Source organism: Anabaena sp. FACHB-1237, from assembly GCF_014696225.1.
In the GTDB taxonomy this organism is placed as follows: Bacteria; Cyanobacteriota; Cyanobacteriia; order Cyanobacteriales; family Nostocaceae; genus FACHB-1237.
This window is the reverse complement of the sequence record NZ_JACJPV010000005.1, coordinates 55657-74213: the sequence shown is the minus strand read 5'-3', so window position 1 is coordinate 74213 and position 18557 is coordinate 55657. Positions and strand designations below refer to the sequence as shown.

The window sequence follows — 18557 nt, the reverse complement described above, 5'->3', positions numbered from 1 at the left end:
TACAATGATTACAGGGTAAAACAACAGCTTTTAACTATTGCTTTATTTTCATATTTTTAAATCAAAAATAATTATTTTTATGTTTATTAATGTACAATTACAAATTATAACTTTGTAATGATATGTACAGAAATATGGGCAAGAGGCAAAGGGGAAGAGGATTTTAGAAAATTTACCACAGTTTCGTTCAAAATTAAAATAGGAGTTTTATATGATAATTCAACTATAATTCAACTATAATTTAACTATAATTCAACTATAATTTAACTATAATTCAATTATTTTTGAAATAAAATCACATTAATTAAATAGTAAAGGGTATAATGTCTTTAGAAAAAAGTAAACAAGGTGGATACATTGCGGCTGCTTTTGGTAGTTTAATCGGATCTATTACATTAGGAGCTTTGGGTGTATATTTAGGCACTAACTATACTAAGTTTTTTATGCCTAATGCCGGATTAGAAGGATTATTACCAGTTTTATTAGGTGTATTCTTAGGTTGGTGGATAGGGGAAGTAATGGGGTGTTATCTAGCTTTACGTTGGTTACATTATTGTAAACCTAAACAAACAGCTAAGTTATTAACTGTATTAACATCATTGGGGATATTTCTATGGCTGTTTATAAGTCCAATTATTTCTAATTTATTTAAAGGTGATTTGAGTGATATACAATTTTCACAGATAGATAATAAAATCAGGATGATTACAGCCAGTCTTACAAGCATTAGTTTAGCTTTATTAGCGAGATATTTAACTTGTGCTAGAGAGTTAAACCAAGATTAAAAAAATAGAAACTCTATAGACTTGTGGTGAAAATTATGGTAGGGACAATTCATGAATTGTCCCTAGGAGGTTTTGCTGATCATACACATTTGATAAGCTAATGTGCAACTAAACTGTATAATTAAAAAACCTGAAGTTACAGTAGCACAAGCATCTTGCTTGTATTAATTATTCAAGTTAAAGGCACAACAGCTTACACATTTGATACACATTTAATTATCGGACAGGTTTTACAGCAGATTTAAGGTAAATGAGGTACACTATTAACAGGCAAGATGCCTGTGTTACAAGGGTTTGATCATTAACATCTGTATCTCATAATAACGGAAACGGCTGTATATGCTGTCTGAAGTATTGATCATTAAAGTTTTATTACAAAAAATCTCTAATTCTTAACTTAACGCAACAAAAATAAACTAATAAAATATTTACAGAATACATTTATACATTATATTATTGATTAATACAGTAATTTATCGCTGTCATGCCCAAATTTTCTGATTTATTCAACCCAAAATACACGCTTTTTTAGGTATCCCCTGGAAAACTCTGGCACTTTTTGCGTGTTGATCAGCTTGTAACTTTTGACATATCCAGGTTTTACATTTATTTAGCAAGCCTTAAATAAGACAAATGTATAAACAAATGCAAACAGATATAATTAGTAAAGCTATGAAACTAGAACGCCTGAAAGCAAATGTAATTGTAAGTGGTTCAATGTTTCCAGAACCAGTACAGGTATTAATGGTTATACCTATGGGTGATGCTATAAAACTCATTGGTACAGGAATCAATACTAACTATACCTATCAACCCATTCTCAATGCTGAACAGTTGGAACAGTTAGAATGTACACCAGAAAAAGAACCCTTTGACGGTAATGCACAGTATTTTCGCTTTGGTATAGAATCATTACGTTTAAGTTTAGCTTATGAATATGATCCTTATTTTGCATTAGCGATCGCTCGTGTAGACCCCTTACCACACCAACTAGAAGCAGTTTATGAGTATTTCTTAAAACAGCCTCGCATTCGGTTTTTACTAGCTGACGATCCAGGTGCGGGAAAAACAATTATGGCAGGATTATTAATTAAAGAACTGAAAATTAGAGGATTAGTTCAACGTACATTAATTATCACCCCTGCTAACCTAACATTTCAATGGCAACGAGAACTCAAAGACAAATTTCGGGAAGAATTTGAAGTGATACGCGGTGATGTGCTACGCGCTAACTATGGTTCTAATCCCTGGCAAGAAAAAAATCAAGTTGTCACTTCTGTATCTTGGGTTTCGCGCATTGAGGACGCAAAAGATAGTTTATTAAGAAGTAACTGGGACTTAATTATTGTAGATGAAGCACATAAAATGAGTGCCTACAGTTCCGATAGCAAAACCCTAGCTTATAAACTTGGTGAAGAACTGGGAAAAATTACCGACCACTATTTATTAATGACAGCTACACCCCATAAAGGCGATCCGAAAAACTTTTGTTTATTTCTAGAATTATTAGACCGAGATGTTTATGGAGATGTGAGCAGTTTAGAGGAAGCAATGAAACGGAATAATGCTCCTTTTTACCTACGTCGCACTAAAGAATCGTTAAAAACATTTCCCGATGCAGAAACAGGAATTGTGAAAAAACTATTCACTAACCGTAAAGTTGAAACCATAGAATTTCAAATTGATGCAGAAGAGTTAGAATTTTATAATGCACTTACTGATTATGTAGAAGACCAATCAATTAAAGCTGCCAGTGATGATACAGCCAGAGGTAGAGCGTTAGGTTTTACTATGGCTATGTTACAACGTCGCTTTGCTTCTAGTATTTACGCTGTTCGCCGTAGTTTAGAAAGAATGCGCGATAAACGCCAAAGAATTTTAGAAGATCCAGAAAGCTATCGTCAAGAACAAATTAATAAGAAATTACCAGACAATTTTGAAGAATTACCAGAACCTGAACAACAAAAAATTATCGGTGATTTAGAAGGTGTAGTAGCTTCCATAGATCCCTTTGCTTTAAAACAGGAAATTATACAATTAAATCAACTAATTAGTCAAGCACTAATATTAGAAAAACGGGAAATTGAATCTAAATTAGTCAAGTTAAAAGAAGTAATTACCCAAAAAGGAATATTTAAAGATCCGAAAATGAAAATGCTCATTTTCACCGAGCATAAAGATACTTTAGATTATTTAGTAGTAAAATTAAAAGAATGGGGATTAACTGTTACTCAAATTCATGGCGGAATGAAAATAGGTGATAGAGATACTCCCCATACTCGCATTTATTCAGAACGGGAATTTAGAGAAGATTGTCAAGTTTTAGTAGCGACAGAAGCCGCAGGAGAAGGTATTAATTTACAATTCTGTTGGTTTATGATTAATTATGATATTCCCTGGAATCCAGTGCGGTTAGAACAGCGTATGGGTAGGATTCACCGCTATGGACAGGATAAAGATTGTTTGATTTTTAACTTTGTAGCTACTAATACTAAAGAAGGTTACGTTTTATGGAAATTGTTTGACAGGATTCACGCTATTGAGATGGATTTAGATCCAGATAGGACAGGTAAAGTATTTAACGTGCTGGGTGATATTTTCCCTGCTAATCAGTTAGAAAGGATGATTCGGGATATGTACGCTCATAATCTTACTGAGTCTGTAATTCTTAATCGGATTGTAGAACAAGTAGATACAGAACGTTTCCGTAAAATTAGTGATTCAGCTTTGGAAGGACTGGCGAAACGGGAATTAAATTTATCACAAATTATCGGTAAATCTGCTGAAGCTAAAGAACGGAGATTAGTACCGGAAGTGATCCATGATTTCTTTGTGCAAGCAGCACCTATAGCGGGGATTCATCCCAAGGAAACGGCTAAGGGTAAGAAAATATACAGAATTGGGCGTGTTCCTCGGACTTTATGGGCAACAGGAGATAGGTTAGAAAACCGCTTTGGTAAATTGGGACGGGATTATAAAAAGATTGCATTTGATAAAAATATCTTAACAGATGACCCCACCTTAGAATGGGTGACACCAGGACATCCATTATTTGAATGTGTGCGGGATGAAGTTTCTAACCAAGTACAGGAAGATTTGCGTCGGGGTGCGGTGTTTTTTGATTTACACCGTCATAAACCAGCGAGATTAGATGTATTTTCGGCTGCTATTACCGATGGACGGGGTAGAAAACTCCATGAGCGTTTATATGTAGTGCAGACAGAGTTAAATGGAACAATGTCTGTCCGTCAACCAACTTTATTTTTAGATTTAGTACCAGCAAAAATAGGAGATTTTACCAAGCAAAACGAAGTACAAACAGAGAATAATCACAATAATAATAACTCTGTGAATTTAGCTAATTTAGTTGATTATTTACCAGATGATAGTAGTTTACCTAGTCGAGAACAGGTAGAACAAGCATTAATTGAACAGGAATTAAATAGCTTTTTAACAGAAATTCGTACACAGCGACAAAAGGAAGTACAGACAATTTCTAATCATATAGAAATTAGTCTAAATGTGATTATTGATAAAATCCAGATTCAATATGCAGAGTTATTTCAAACCAAAGAATCTGGTTCTAAAGAACAAGGGTTAGATGGTCGCATTAAACAACTAGAAGACCGACTATTTGAATTAAATGGCAGGTTAGAACAACGACGGGAAGAGTTACAAAAAGAGGCCAGTTGTGCCATTACTGATATTCATCATCATGGACGTGCTTGGGTATTACCCCATCCTGAAAGAAGTTCTCCAGAAATTGCGCCGATGGTAGATGATGATGAAATTGAAAAAATAGCAATTCAAGCAGTTATAGAATATGAAAAAGCTAGAGGTTGGCAAGTTGTGAGTGTGGAGAAGGAGAATCGCGGGTTTGATTTGATATCCCGTGAAATTGATTCTGGAGATCCATTAAAAGCTAGTGCAGTGAGGTTTATTGAAGTCAAAGGACGGGCAAATGTTGGTGAGTTGGCATTAACAACTAATGAATATAAAACAGCAGAAAGATTGAAGAATGATTACTGGTTGTATGTAGTATTTAATTGTGCTTCATTTCCAGAAGTTCATATTATTCAAGATCCAGTGAGATTAAATTGGCAACCATTGATAAAAATAGAACATTATCAATTGAAAACGAAGTGCTTAGATCCCGGACTTCTTTGAGAAGTCCGGGATCTGAAAGTCCGTGTGCTTAGATCCCGGACTTCTTTAAGAAGTCCGGGATCTGAAAGTCTTTAATTTTGTTTTAGGCGATCGCTTTACTTATCCATTAGTTGCATCAAAATTGCCTCTAGTCTTTCTAAAGCAGCATTAATTGAGCGTTGGTTTTCCTCAAATCGTTGCTGATGTAGTTCAAAATTGCAGTCAAGTCTAACTATGATGTCATCTAAAATGGCACTTCTTCCTAAAACACTGGTAGCTGTATTAATAAAGTCATCAACTTTATAAGTAATATCCTCAACTTTACCTGTTAAGTTATCCAGTGTTGTAGCAGTAGTTTCTTGTTGCACCGCCACGCGCTCTAAAATCGCTTCTATCCGGTCTAATCTACTTAATTCAGTTGTCATGGTTCCGTTGGGTTGGTTGTTTGGGGTTGTTAGCGCGATCGCTCTAACTGTCATTGGTTTTTAAGTGTGGCTAGTTTCTTGATTGTCGTTAACATAAGTAGCCATGAAGTCAGCAATAACATCACTCATGGTTTTATTTTCTAGTACACACTTACTTTTAAATTGTTGTCTTAATTCTGGCTTAACAAAAACTCTTATTTCTGCCATATCTTTTTTACTCTTTTGTTTATCCATCATATCCATTATATCCATTATTTCATTAACATACTCATACAAAAATCTTATCATATACGTCATTTATAATAACAATGTCCAATATATCCAATATATCCAATATGTCAGCTAGTGGATATAGTTGCTATATTAAAAATATCAATCATAAATTACTCACTAATTGCTGATTGATTACTTTTAAAAATACCTTGTAAGTCTTGATAGCAAAGGATTTTGATTTTAAGGTTTTCAATCAGTCAGAGTGATTAATAAACCATGTAATTGGTGTGGTTTTTCTGCTTAATCCAATTCTGATTAATGACTAATTGAGATTGTAACCTTTATGAGACAAAGAGTTAGTAGATCAACTTTACTGATGGGGATGTAGAAACCCCATCTTCAATGAAGTAAAATGGGGTAGTTCATCTACAAGTTACTCCTTCAATAACCACCTAATTCAAACAAAAAACCATGAACACCACCAAATACGCTAAACGCCTCATCGAAGTTGACCTACCCATTAAACGCATTTCTGCCCACTAGATCCCGGACTTCTTTGAGAAGTCCGGGATCTGAAAGTCTGTGTGCTTAGATTTTGGACTTCTTTGAGAAGTCCGGGATCTGAAGGTCTGTGTGCTTAGATCCCGGACTTCTTTGAGAAGTCCGGGATCTGAAAGTCTGCTAAACCTCTACAACATGGTTATTTTTACAATCAATATTATTGGTGATTAAACCCTAAAACGTACTATAATAGTTAAACTATAAGTAGAACGGCTTGAATAATTCAAAGTTTGTAGTGAGGAATTTATTCCTCATTTGAGGGCTGAAGCCCTCACTACGAAATCATCTCCAGATTTTTTACATTACTTAATCTACTTTGATTTATTTTCGTCTACTTACTTAGTATGGTTAATTTATACAGGTGCGTAGGTTGGGTTGAACACAGTGAAACCCAACCAGGACCCCACACTTTCACACTACCAAAATTATGGTTATTCCAGAACTTGAACAACAACTCCTGCAACTTTCCCTCAACGATAAACTTTACATAATTCAATTACTAGTACAAAGCCTAAATATGGAAAATAAAAATTACCAAACACTTCCAGAACAACCAAGTAAACTTTCAGAATTTTTCCGTCAATCTCCCTTAGCTGAAGTAGCTGAAGAATTAGACCTGAGTAGAGATACCAGTTTACCCCGTGATAGTTTTATCCCATGATTCATTTCCCTAACTGATTCCCATGACTTATCTTCTTGATACTTGCTTGATTTCTGAAACCATTACTAAACAACCAAATCAACAAGTTTTAAACTGGCTAGATGCCCAACCTCCAGAAACACTTTACTTGAGCGTAATTACAATTGGTGAAATTGCTAAAGGGATCAATAAACTTCCTATATCTAAACGGAAAGAATCTCTTACCAAATGGTTCAATGAAAGCCTACCCCATCGGTTTAAAAATAGAATTTTAGGTCTAGATATTGCCACAATGGTTTTATGGGGAAACCTAGTGGCAGAATTAGAACAAAATGGACAACCTTTACCTGCTATGGATTCTCTCATTGCTGCCACCGCGTTAAAAAATTCTCTTATCCTTGTTACCCGTAATGAAAAAGATTTTGTTGGTACTAAAGTTGTAATTATTAATCCTTGGAATTAATCCTGGGAATTTTTTAGTAAATTTATAAACTGATATTAGAAAATATATCTCTCAAAACTTCCTACTCACATTCCATACTCCGCACTACATACCACAATCCCACACACTTAACCCACACACTTAACCCACACACTTAAACTTATGGCAACTATTAAACCTTGGTACAAAATTGATGGACTAACACCCCGCGAAGACTTACGGGAAGGTAAACCTTTAGACGCTGCGGAATTTGCAGTACATTTAGACCAGGTTAGAAATCAAAAAGCACCTGCTGACTATCAACAACCAGAAAGATTTTTTGAACGTACCTATTTAACTAAATATTTAACTGAATTTTCCGCCCAAGTTGTGCGGCGTTTATCTGGTGAAAAAACAGAAACCTCTGCTATTTTTAATCTCTCTACTCAATTTGGTGGTGGTAAAACCCACGCTTTAACCTTACTCTATCATCTAGCTAAAGGTGGTGCTATTGCTAATAATTGGACTGGTGTACAAAAGATATTACAAAAAGCTGGTATTTCTTCCGTTCCAGAAGCAGCAGTAGCTGTGTTTGTAGGCACTGAATTTGATTCTATTAATGGCCGTGGTGGAGTTGATGGTATACCATTACGGAAAACACCCTGGGGAGAAATTGCTTATCAATTAGGTGGAGAAAATGCCTTAGCTATATTAGCAGAACATGAGCGAAGATTTACTGAACCTAAAGGCGATGTGATTAAACAATTTCTGCCCAAAGATAAACCCTGTTTAATATTAATGGATGAAATTATCAACTATGTTAGTACATATCGAAAAGATGGTTATCACAATAGTTTATATAATTTCATTCAAGCATTATCAGAAACCGCTAGAGGTTCAGATAATGTGGTGTTAGTAGTTTCCATTCCTGCTTCAGAAATGGAATACACTTCAGCTGATGAAGGGGATGAACAAAGATTTAAAAAAATGCTGGATCGGGTGGGTAAACCTATTATGATGTCAGCAGAAGCGGAAACTTCAGAAATTATCAGAAGAAGACTATTTGAATGGGATGCTAGGGCTGTGAGTGCTGATGGTAGGATTATGTTACCAAAAGATGCTATTGATGCCTGTAATGAATACGCTGACTGGGTACTAGACCACCGCCAACAACTTCCTAATTGGTTTCCTGTAGATAACCCCCGTGAAGCTTTTTATGCTACCTATCCTTTCCATCCTTCAGTATTATCAGTCTTTGAGCGTAAATGGCAAGTTGTACCTCGTTTCCAACGTACTAGGGGAGTATTGCGTTTATTAGCTTTATGGGTGTCCCATGCCTATAAAGAAGGATATCAAGGCGCGCACCGTGATCCCTTAATTACTTTAGGAACAGCACCCCTAGATGACCCCCAATTTCGCTCTGCTGTTTTTGAACAATTGGGAGAAAATAGATTAGAAGGTGCAGTCACAACTGATATTTGTGGTAAAAAAGATTCCCATGCTATCCGTTTAGATATGGTAGCTGACGACCAAATTAAAAAACTACGATTACACCGCAAAGTTACAACTACGATATTTTTTGAATCTAATGGTGGTATTTTACGGGCTGAATCTACTATCCCAGAAATTCGGTTAGCGGTGGCAGAACCATCTTTAGATATTGGCAATGTAGAAACAGTTTTAGAGACATTATCTACAGATTGTTATTATTTGTTAATAGAAAAAAATAAATATTGTTTTAGTCTGTCACCAAATTTAAATAAAATTTTAGCAGACCGTCGCGCCAATGTTCAATCATCAAGAATTACGGAAAGAGTAAAATCAGAAATTCAAAAAGTTTTTACTTCTCATCCAGGAATACAATTAGCTGAATTTCCAGAAAATTCTAGTAGGATTTCTAATAGTCCTGTTTTAACTTTAGCAATGTTAGCACCAGAACATTCTATACAGGATAGTCAGACTCTAAAAATGATTGAGTTTATGACTAAAGAATGTGGCGCATCCAATCGAACTTTTAAGAGCGCCATAATTTGGGCAATTGCTGATACTGATACCAAACTGCGAGAAGAAGCGAGAAAGGTTTTAGCCTGGGAAGATATACGGGATGAGGAAAAGGAAAGATTAGATGAAAACCAAAAACGGCAATTAGCAGAAAATCTGAAAAAATGTGAATCTAATTTAAAAGAAAGTGTGTGGAATGCTTATAAATTTGTGGCTTTATTGGGTAAAGATAACAAAATCCGTGTCATAGATTTGGGTCAAGTAAACTCCAGTCAATCTACAACATTAGTAAGTTTAATTATTAATAAATTACGCCAAAGTGGTGATGTTACTGATAGTATTAACCCGCGCTTTTTAAGTAGAAATTGGCCACCGGCATTTAGAGAATGGAGTACCAAAGCTGTCCGCGATGCTTTTTTTGCATCTCCATTATTTCCTAGATTGTTAAATAGTGATGTGAATAGTGATGCTGTCAAAGATGCTATATCTCGCGGTGTCAAGGAGGGAACTTTAGCTTATGTTGGAAAAAGTAATCATGGTTATGAGCCTTTTTATTTTGAATGTGATTTTTCCAGTAGAGATGTAGAAATTTCTGAGGATATGTTTATCATTACTAAAGCAACAGCAGATGCTTATCAAATAGCTTTAGCTGCTAAGGAAACTGTTTCTGAAAACTCGTCAATACTATCAGAAAATAGGGAAAATATTACTCATAACCTGAATACTCAAGATTATTCTACACTGATTTCCAACACTGTGAGAGAGAAACTTACATCTTATGATATTAATAATAATATTAATAATAACATTAATAATAACATTAATAATAATAAGGAGAAATTACCAGATGAACCAGAACCAACAAAAGATCCTGAAATTATTACCCCAGTTGTATTACCCAAATTATTAAAGTGGAGTGGTGTAATTACACCGCAAAAATGGATGAACTTTTACTCGAAAGTGCTGGCCAAGTTTACTACTAGTCCAAGTTTGAAGTTAACATTAAAAGTTGAGTTTACAATAGAAGGAGAAATAGCTATGCAAAAGATTGAAGAAACGAAAGTTGCATTATCTGAGTTGGGGTTTAATAATAATATTGAAACTGATATGGATTAATTAGGGTTTGCTGAATAAAACCCAAATCTTGACGAATGAAAGGTTTGAGGTTGATAAGCTGTTGTGCCTTTAACTTGAATAATTAATACAAGCAAGATGCTTGTGCTACTGTAACTTCAGGTTTTTTAATTATACAGTGAGTGCTGCACATTAGCTTAAACACACAAAAAGAAAGTTCCAGGATTTTCCTACACCATCAAAAGTGTGCATTTTGGGTCTAAAAAATCAGAAACTTTGGGGATGACGAATAGCTGAAACTGTCACTTGTTATGGATAATGAATGCAAGCAAGATGCTTGCGTTACTGTGGTTTTACAGTGAGTGCTACACATTGGCTTAGTTTTGGTATGGAGGTAAGTTTTTGGTTTACCTTACCATACCAAAATAGATAATTATCTACCATTAACCTTGATAGGAGGTGTTAATTTTATCTACAAAAACATTAGTAGATAATGGTAAACGTCCAGGGTTTAACCGAGGTTCGGCTGCATATCCTACGGGAACTAAGACAGCGATCGCTAATTCTGGATCATTTTCTGCACCAATTACCGCTTTTACTTGATCTTCTATCCAACCATTCATAAAACAAGTGGATAAACCTAAACTTTCTGCGGCTAAAACTAAATTTGTTGACGCTATCATGGCATCTTTAATAGCATATTCCCGACGTTTTTCTCCTAAACTAACTTGAAATTTAGGAATGGCATTTCTGAAATAATTAACAGTACCTTCATTCCATGCACCAGTAGCTGCACCTTGTTCTAAAATAGGAGTTAAATCTTTTTCTCCTGCACTGGCATCGGCCGCAAAAACAAAAGTTACAGGTGCTTCTTTAATTTGTTTTTGATTCCAAGAAGCCGCACATAAAGCCTCTCTTTGGGCTTGATCTTGTACCACAATAATCCGCCATGATTGTACATTAAAACTACTAGGTGCAGCCACAGTTAATTCGATCAATTGTTTGAGTAATTCTGGGGCGATCGCATCTGGTTTAAAGGTTTTGATGGAACGACGTTGTAAAATCGCGGTAGGTACATCCAAGGCTTGAATTTCGGTATTAGTTGTCATGCTATGTTCATTTATTTAAGTGATATGGTTAGAATAGCGTTATTTAGTTTTAATTTCAAGGTATATATTCGTAAATTATCAAAGAATTTGCGGATCAGGTTCATTTGCTCAAAAATCAAAATATAGTAGTTCTCAATTAGTTATGAACAAAAAGATCCCGGACTTCTTCAAGAAGTCCGGGATCTGACTCAACAAAAAGATCCCGAACTTCTTCAAGAAGTCCGGGATCTGACTCAACAAAAAGATCCCGAACTTTTTCAAGAAGTCCGGGATCTGACTCAACAAAAAGATCCCGAACTTTTTCAAGAAGTCCGGGATCTGAAATCTCCAATTTTGGTTAACAAGTTAGAGATATCAGATCGAAAATGATCTATCAATAAAATATTCAATTAGTTCTTAATAGCTAAAAGCTAAAAGCTATGAAGAAATATATTGATCCAAAGTTTTAGCTAAGGTAGTTTTAGGAACAGCGCCAACTACAGTATTAATTTGTTTTCCTCCTTTAAATACCATTAATGTGGGAATACTGCGAATACCATAATGACTAGCTACTGTGGGATTTTGATCAGTGTTTAATTTGACTACTTTTACTTGACCTTCGTATTCAGCAGCCACTTCTTCAACTACAGGTGATAACATTTTACAAGGACCACACCAAGGAGCCCAGAAATCAACTAAAACAGGGGTTTCACTTTCCAATACTTCTTGTTTAAATGTGGCTTCAGTGACATTGGTTACAGACATAATGATGTGCCTAGATTTAAGCCTTTAATTTGATAATATCTAATAAATTCAAGAAAAAATCATCATAAATATTTTTATCAAATTTCTCTCAATTTTTTTGATCCGTTGATTTTTCTAATTATTATCATAAATTTTTGTAATAATTATCCTTTAATCCCTAAGTTTATGTAAAGATTTTTTTAATTCCAGTTAGCTAAGTTGTTGTACTTTTAATTTGGATAATGAATGCAAGCAAGATGCTTGTGCTACTGTAGTTTTAGGATAATGAATGCAAGCAAGATGCTTGTGCTACTGTAGTTTTAGGATAATAAATGCAAGCAAGATGCTTGTGCTACATTAGTTTTAGGATAATAAATGCAAGCAAGATGCTTGTGCTACTGTAGTTTTAGGATAATAAATGCAAGCAAGATGCTTGTGCTACATTAGTTTTAGGATAATGAATGCAAGCAAGATGCTTGTGCTACATTAGTTTTAGGATAATAAATGCAAGCAAGATGCTTGTGCTACATTAGTTTTAGGATAATAAATGCAAGCAAGATGCTTGTGCTACTGTAGTTTTAGGTTTTTTAGTTATACAGTGAGTGCTGCACATCAGCTGATCACGTTTCTTAACATTTTTTTAATTTTTAATCTTTAATTTTTTTGTCATTTTTAGTACCATACTCATATTCACGGGTTACAATAGAAAGTGATGAGATTAAAAAAGGGAAATTATGATGAGCGATCGTGATTACACAGTAATTATTGATAAAAGTGGCAGTATGTCTACACCTGACCAAGTTGGGGGTAGAAGTAGATGGGAAATAGCCCAAGAGTCCACAATTGCTTTAGCGAGAAAATGTGAACAATTTGATCCTGATGGCATTACAGTTTACTTATTTTCTGGCAAATTTAGACGTTACGATAACGTAACATCTGCCAAAGTTGCCCAAATATTTCAAGAAAATGATCCAGCAGGAACTACAAACCTGGCAGGTGTATTACAAGATGCCATAAATAATTATTTTCAACGTAAAAGTGCAGGACAAACTAAACTAAATGGTGAAACAATTTTAGTAGTTACCGATGGTGAACCTGATGATCGTAAAGCGGTATTTGAAATCATTATTGCTGCTACTCAAAAAATGGAAAGAGATGAAGAATTAGCCATTTCTGTGATTCAAGTAGGCAATGATCCTCAAGCTAGAAAATTCTTAAAAGCTTTAGATGATCAGTTACAAGGTGTAGGTGCGAAATTCGATATTTGTGATACCGTCACCTTAGATGAAATAGAAGATATGAGTTTGGCTGATGTTTTAATGAATGCAATTACTGATTAATTATTAACTCAAGTCGCTAGTTATTAATTTTCGGATATTTTGTAGTTTGTAGGGTGCGTGAGACAGAATAATTTAGGTTGAAATTACCAATTTTAAGATTCTGACGCACCTTACTTTATTTAACTGGCAACTTACGTTATTAGTAAGCTAATGTGCAGCACTCACTGTATAATTAAACAACCTGACGTTACAGTAGCACAAGCATCTTGCTTGTATTAATTATTCAAGTTAAAGGCACAACAGCTTAATTAGCAGTTAGCTATCAGGAGAAACTAGACGGATGTAACAGTTAGTTTGGTAAGAAAATCAAATGTAATTTGATAATTTGATAATTTACTATTTGATATTTGACCCTGGTATTTTTTGATATACAAATGATATACAAGTATGATGTAATAATCATAAAATAATCATAAAATAATCATGGAAAAATGATGACCTAATTATCAAAAAATGGAGAATTAAATCATGTTAGAAAACCGCGATTATACTTTAATCATTGACAAAAGTGGTAGTATGTCAACACCTGACCAAAAAGGTGGTAGAAGTAGATGGGTAGCAGCCCAAGAATCAACTTTGGCGTTAGCAAGTAAATGTGAACAATTTGATCCTGATGGTATCACAGTCTATTTATTTTCTGGAAGATTTAAAAAATATGATAATGTCACATCTGGCAAAGTGGGACAAATTTTTCAAGAAAATGATCCATCAGGAAGTACAGACTTAGCAGGAGTTTTAAAAGTTGCTACAGATGATTATTTTCAAAGGAAAGCCGCAGGACAAACTAAACCAAATGGTGAAACAATTTTAGTAGTTACTGATGGTGAACCTGATGATCGTAAAGCTGTGATGAAAGTAATTATTGAAGCATCTCGCAAAATGGATCGAGATGAGGAATTAGCCATTTCCTTTATTCAAGTTGGCAATGATCCCCAAGCTACTCGCTTTTTAAAAGTCTTAGATGATGAATTGCAAGGTGCTGGCGCAAAGTTTGATATTTGTGATACAGTAACAATGGATGATATGGAAGATATGAGTTTATCAGAAGTATTACTCAATGCTATTAATGATTAAACATAAAATTCATTAATACATTGAATAATCAAAAATCAGCATTTTGATTTTTTTGATTTTTTTGATTTCAAGGAGATTGCAGTTTTTCATGTGATTTAATTACCTGGAAAACTGTAATTAAAAAAACTAAATCAACCAAACCAGTAATTCCTGAAACTTTATATCCTGTTATAGTTACAGCACATTCCATCTACATGAGGTACAGTGGGAACACAGCAAGATACCTGTGTTACTAGGGTTTTATTATTAATATCTGTACCTTATAATAACGGAAACTGCTGTATATATAATTGAAGGAGTAATTATTATGAATGAAATTGATAAATTATTAGATGATCTCAAAAATGAATATACTCAACCAAAACCACCAGTACAACCACAACCAAAAAATCAACCTCCAGCAATAAACCCCATACCTAATATTGCTAATATTGAGGATATTGAGGATATATCAATTTTTGGTGGAGAAGATAAATCAGATTCTTTAATGGATAATTTATTATCACAAGTTAAAGCTGAATCTTCTGCAATAAACTCAGTAAATATTGGTAATATATCAATTTTTGGTGGTGCAGATAAATCTTATGAATCAGATCCTTTAATGGATAATTTATTATCACAAGTTAAAGGTGATATTGCTAAAAAAGAGGCGGAAGAAGAATTAAGAAAACAAGCAGAAATTGCTAGGGAGAAACAGCGTCAAGCGGAAATTAAAGCCCAAGAATTAGTAAAATTAGAAAAACAAGCACAGGAATGGTTAAAAAAATTAGATCCTCTATCCACTGAAGGTTTATGGTTTGAAGGCTTTGCGAGAAATTATCCTTCTAAATTAGCAGCAGCAATTGATTATTTAAATGATAATTAACATTTTATCCCCGATTTCTTGAAGAAGTCGGGGATCTACTACTTAATTATCATAGTTTTAATTGTATCTAGTACAAGTCCTAATTCGTATATGATTTATGTATCTTGTATGACTAATTTTGCTTATTTTTGCCAAATATTGTGTAAATATCTCCATTAATTACTAGGTTGCTGAGTGGTTAAGCTGAGAAAACCAAGATTTAAACTAGAATAAAGGTTACAAAATTTTCTATGTTTTGTTATGATTGCAGAAACTAGTCGCTGATGTCCAGTCCACATCGGTGAAAAAATTCTCACGGGAGGAAATTCCTTTGTCTCGACGCTATTTATTTACTTCTGAGTCAGTTACAGAAGGCCATCCAGATAAAATCTGTGATCAAATTTCTGATACTATTATTGACGCACTACTGACCGAAGACCCTGCTAGTCGTGTGGCGGCAGAAGTAGTAGTTAATACTGGTTTAGTATTAATTACTGGAGAAATTAGCACTAAGGCTAATATCAATTATGTCAATTTAGCCCGTAAAAAAATCGCAGAAATTGGCTATACTGACGCGGTGAACGGTTTTTCAGCTAATAGTGCCAGCGTTTTAATCGCCTTAGATGAACAATCACCCGATATTGCCCAAGGTGTGAATGTCGCCCAAGAAACTCGCGCACAAGATAGTGATGAAGCATTTGACCGCATTGGTGCAGGCGATCAAGGGATTATGTTCGGTTTCGCTTGTAATGAAACGCCCGAATTTATGCCTTTACCTATTAGTTTAGCTCATCGCATTGCCAGAAGATTAGCCGCAGTGAGAAAAACAGGTGATTTACCTTATTTACGTCCTGATGGCAAAACTCAAGTTACTGTGGTTTATGAAGATGGTAAACCTGTAGGAATTGATACAATATTAATTTCTACTCAACATACTGCTACCATTGACGATATTAGCGATGATGCTGCTATCCAAGCTAGAATCAAAGCTGATTTATGGGATCTTGTAGTACAACCCATCTTTAGTGATATTGATGTTAAGCCTGATGAACAAACTCGCTTTTTGGTTAACCCCACTGGTAAGTTCGTCATTGGTGGTCCTCAAGGTGATTCTGGTTTGACAGGCCGTAAAATCATTGTAGATACCTATGGCGGTTATTCCCGTCATGGTGGTGGTGCTTTCTCTGGCAAAGATCCTACTAAGGTAGATCGTTCTGCTGCTTATGCTGCTCGCTATGCGGCTAAAAATATTGTGGCTGCTGGTTTGGCAGAAAAATGTGAGGTGCAGTTAAGCTATGCTATTGGTGTAGCTCGCCCTGTAAGTGTTTTTGTAGATACTTTTGGTACAGGTAAGATTTCTGATGAAAGGTTGCTAGAATTAGTGAAAGAACATTTTGAATTACGTCCAGCGGGCATTATTCATGTGTTCAATTTACGTAACTTACCTAGTGAAAGAGGCGGACGTTTTTATCAGGACGTTGCAGCTTATGGTCACTTGGGAAGAATGGATTTAGATTTACCTTGGGAACGCACTGACAAGGTGGATTTACTTAAACAAGCTATTTCCTAATTCTATTTGAAAAATGCTTTTTCAGGTTTAAATTACCTGCAAGTATTTGTAAATTCCCCATCTACTTTGATGATGGGGTTTTTTTAATGGTTTTTTTAGCTTTATGTCAAATTGTGTAAAACTTATGTAAAATTTATTTTTGTTTATTTTTGATTTGTCTTGCTTATGCGATAAAGATAGTTCTTCATCATCAAGACTATGGTAACAGGTTTCTTGGGAATTGTCAAGGGGTGAAAAAACTTTTCGCGCTCATTTTAAGCGGTTTGTGACAAAGCATGAAGACAAGTAACCAAGTAAAATATTGAGGGTGCATCAGAAAGTAAGCTAATGTGCAGCACTCACTGTATAATTAAAAAACCCGAAGTTACAGTATCACAAGCATCTTGCTTGTACTAATTATTCAGTATATTTTTACTATAATTACAGATTAAGGAAGAGGGACGAGAACAAGGCCAAATAGGTGAAGCTATTAACCTGACTATCCGACTATTAACTAGGAAATTTGGAGACATAGGGGAGGAAAAACGTTCTTTGATTTGTGGTTTATTGTTATCAGTTGTACAGGATTTAAGTGAAGCACTGTTAGATTTTAATAATGTCCATGATTTGCAGGTTTGGTTAAATAATGTGAAGAGTTGAGGTGATTCAACGGATCAATAAGTGATAAATTGTGGATAATAGAAAGAATTACTAAGTTAGCAATTTGTGTTACCATAGTCTGTAGGGTGCGTCAGACAGAATAATTTAGGTGAAAATCACCAATTTTAAGATTATGATGCACTCTACTTCATCTAACTGGCAACTTACACTATTACCATAGAAGATACAACAGTTTCCATTATTATGAAGTACAGATGTTAATGATCAAACCCTTGTCACACAGGCATCTGGCCTGTTATCCCTGTACTTCCTGGAGAAAAAATGTGCTGTAATATACTAAACATATCCGATGAGGAGATTTAAGATATATGTTAAAATTAACACAAGTTTTCATGGTTGCGACTCTGACTGCTTTATCTAACATTGTTACTATTAGTAAACCTACTTATGGTCAAAGTACCACCTTTTATTGTGACAGAAGGGGGGGTGAATTTTTCACTTTTATGCGTACTGAAGATAGAAGAAAATACAAAGTGATGCAATTTGCACTTACAGATTTTCCACCACCATATAATAATATCAAAAGTCGCTGTGAAGAGGTATCATCAAGATTTCAGCGTAGTTACGATAATGGTACATTGAACAAAATTGTTGTTGGTAGACTGAATAATCAACCTGTGATTTGTGCTACAAAAGAAATAGGTACACCTTGCGATCACAATAATTTATTATTTACCTTAACAACACAATCACAAGCCAAAGATATTAGTAAAAGATTATTTAATCCTGTTGCTGTAGGTAATAGTAAATATGTTACAGCTAACGGTTCAGATGATATAAATTTTGACTTTAATAGATATTTGGAAAATTTACAAAGCGAGTAAACATCTTATTTAACTAAGATAGCGGACTAACTAAGATAGCGGACTAACTAAGATACCGGACTTCTTAGAGAAGTCCGGTATCTGAATAGTGAGTAGTTAGATACCGGACTTCTTAGAGAAGTCCGGTATCTGAATCATAAGTATATT

General features: G+C 34.7%; 16 protein-coding genes. 11 read left to right on the top strand and 5 right to left on the bottom strand.

What is annotated here, in order from left to right:
- Positions 1-323: 323 nt before the first annotated feature.
- The gene (locus tag H6F32_RS03925) at positions 324-785 is read left to right on the top strand and encodes a hypothetical protein (RefSeq protein WP_190368032.1); all 462 of its coding nucleotides are present in this window, start codon (positions 324-326) and stop codon (positions 783-785) included.
- A gap of 645 nt (positions 786-1430) precedes the next feature.
- Positions 1431-4952: a helicase-related protein gene (locus tag H6F32_RS03920; RefSeq protein ID WP_242031042.1), complete on the top strand. Its 3522-nt coding sequence runs from the start codon at positions 1431-1433 to the stop codon at positions 4950-4952.
- A 95-nt stretch (positions 4953-5047) separates the two neighbouring features.
- On the opposite strand, the gene H6F32_RS03915 is transcribed toward H6F32_RS03920, so the two are convergent.
- Positions 5048-5356, bottom strand: coding sequence for a hypothetical protein (locus tag H6F32_RS03915; RefSeq protein ID WP_190368031.1), 309 nt, complete (start codon positions 5354-5356; stop codon positions 5048-5050).
- A gap of 60 nt (positions 5357-5416) precedes the next feature.
- Positions 5417-5563 (bottom strand): copy number control protein, encoded by a 147-nt coding sequence (locus tag H6F32_RS03910; protein WP_190347803.1) that lies wholly within the window; start codon positions 5561-5563, stop codon positions 5417-5419.
- Positions 5564-6557: 994 nt separating this feature from the next.
- Here H6F32_RS03910 and H6F32_RS03905 point away from each other — a divergent pair.
- From H6F32_RS03905 to H6F32_RS03895, 3 genes are all read left to right on the top strand, one after another.
- Positions 6558-6791, top strand: a complete 234-nt coding sequence (locus H6F32_RS03905; protein WP_190368030.1) for a hypothetical protein — start codon at positions 6558-6560, stop codon at positions 6789-6791.
- Between the two features lie 22 nt (positions 6792-6813).
- On the top strand, positions 6814-7233 hold the full coding sequence (locus tag H6F32_RS03900) for a type II toxin-antitoxin system VapC family toxin (protein ID WP_190368029.1): 420 nt from the start codon (positions 6814-6816) through the stop codon (positions 7231-7233).
- A gap of 141 nt (positions 7234-7374) precedes the next feature.
- Positions 7375-10308 carry an ATP-binding protein gene (locus H6F32_RS03895; RefSeq protein WP_190368028.1) on the top strand — a complete coding sequence of 978 codons (2934 nt, stop codon included), beginning with the start codon at positions 7375-7377 and terminating at the stop codon, positions 10306-10308.
- Between the two features lie 401 nt (positions 10309-10709).
- On the opposite strand, the gene H6F32_RS03890 is transcribed toward H6F32_RS03895, so the two are convergent.
- From H6F32_RS03890 to trxA, 3 genes are all read right to left on the bottom strand, one after another.
- On the bottom strand, positions 10710-11375 hold the full coding sequence (locus H6F32_RS03890) for a nitroreductase family protein (RefSeq protein WP_190368027.1): 666 nt from the start codon (positions 11373-11375) through the stop codon (positions 10710-10712).
- A gap of 136 nt (positions 11376-11511) precedes the next feature.
- A complete protein-coding gene (locus H6F32_RS03885) occupies positions 11512-11706 on the bottom strand; it encodes a hypothetical protein (protein ID WP_190368026.1) in 195 nt (64 codons plus the stop codon).
- Positions 11707-11792: 86 nt separating this feature from the next.
- Positions 11793-12122 (bottom strand): thioredoxin, encoded by a 330-nt coding sequence (trxA, locus tag H6F32_RS03880; RefSeq protein WP_190368114.1) that lies wholly within the window; start codon positions 12120-12122, stop codon positions 11793-11795.
- Between the two features lie 710 nt (positions 12123-12832).
- Here trxA and H6F32_RS03875 point away from each other — a divergent pair.
- From H6F32_RS03875 to H6F32_RS03850, 6 genes are all read left to right on the top strand, one after another.
- On the top strand, positions 12833-13438 hold the full coding sequence (locus tag H6F32_RS03875) for a VWA domain-containing protein (RefSeq protein ID WP_190368025.1): 606 nt from the start codon (positions 12833-12835) through the stop codon (positions 13436-13438).
- 468 nt (positions 13439-13906) lie between these two features.
- Complete coding sequence (locus H6F32_RS03870; protein ID WP_190368024.1) at positions 13907-14512, top strand: VWA domain-containing protein; 606 nt, start codon at positions 13907-13909, stop codon at positions 14510-14512.
- 307 nt (positions 14513-14819) lie between these two features.
- Positions 14820-15377, top strand: a complete 558-nt coding sequence (locus tag H6F32_RS03865) for a salt stress protein, Slr1339 family (protein WP_242031041.1) — start codon at positions 14820-14822, stop codon at positions 15375-15377.
- 310 nt (positions 15378-15687) lie between these two features.
- Entirely contained in the window at positions 15688-16926 is a 1239-nt protein-coding gene (gene metK, locus H6F32_RS03860; protein WP_190368112.1) for a methionine adenosyltransferase, read from the top strand.
- A 426-nt stretch (positions 16927-17352) separates the two neighbouring features.
- A complete protein-coding gene (locus tag H6F32_RS03855; RefSeq protein WP_190368111.1) occupies positions 17353-17565 on the top strand; it encodes a DUF4351 domain-containing protein in 213 nt (70 codons plus the stop codon).
- Positions 17566-17894: 329 nt separating this feature from the next.
- Positions 17895-18410, top strand: coding sequence for a COP23 domain-containing protein (locus H6F32_RS03850; RefSeq protein WP_190368023.1), 516 nt, complete (start codon positions 17895-17897; stop codon positions 18408-18410).
- The last annotated feature ends 147 nt before the right edge of the window (positions 18411-18557 follow it).

What these genes read in the sequence shown, in the direction of transcription:
- H6F32_RS03925 (WP_190368032.1), top strand. Translation starts at nt 324, where the DNA reads ATGTCTTTAGAAAAAAGTAAACAAGGTGGATACATTGCGGCTGCTTTT.
- H6F32_RS03920 (WP_242031042.1), top strand. Translation starts at nt 1,431, where the DNA reads ATGCAAACAGATATAATTAGTAAAGCTATGAAACTAGAACGCCTGAAA.
- H6F32_RS03915 (WP_190368031.1), bottom strand. Translation starts at nt 5,356, where the DNA reads ATGACAACTGAATTAAGTAGATTAGACCGGATAGAAGCGATTTTAGAG.
- H6F32_RS03910 (WP_190347803.1), bottom strand. Translation starts at nt 5,563, where the DNA reads ATGGCAGAAATAAGAGTTTTTGTTAAGCCAGAATTAAGACAACAATTT.
- H6F32_RS03905 (WP_190368030.1), top strand. Translation starts at nt 6,558, where the DNA reads ATGGTTATTCCAGAACTTGAACAACAACTCCTGCAACTTTCCCTCAAC.
- H6F32_RS03900 (WP_190368029.1), top strand. Translation starts at nt 6,814, where the DNA reads ATGACTTATCTTCTTGATACTTGCTTGATTTCTGAAACCATTACTAAA.
- H6F32_RS03895 (WP_190368028.1), top strand. Translation starts at nt 7,375, where the DNA reads ATGGCAACTATTAAACCTTGGTACAAAATTGATGGACTAACACCCCGC.
- H6F32_RS03890 (WP_190368027.1), bottom strand. Translation starts at nt 11,375, where the DNA reads ATGACAACTAATACCGAAATTCAAGCCTTGGATGTACCTACCGCGATT.
- H6F32_RS03875 (WP_190368025.1), top strand. Translation starts at nt 12,833, where the DNA reads ATGATGAGCGATCGTGATTACACAGTAATTATTGATAAAAGTGGCAGT.
- H6F32_RS03870 (WP_190368024.1), top strand. Translation starts at nt 13,907, where the DNA reads ATGTTAGAAAACCGCGATTATACTTTAATCATTGACAAAAGTGGTAGT.
- H6F32_RS03865 (WP_242031041.1), top strand. Translation starts at nt 14,820, where the DNA reads ATGAATGAAATTGATAAATTATTAGATGATCTCAAAAATGAATATACT.
- H6F32_RS03850 (WP_190368023.1), top strand. Translation starts at nt 17,895, where the DNA reads ATGTTAAAATTAACACAAGTTTTCATGGTTGCGACTCTGACTGCTTTA.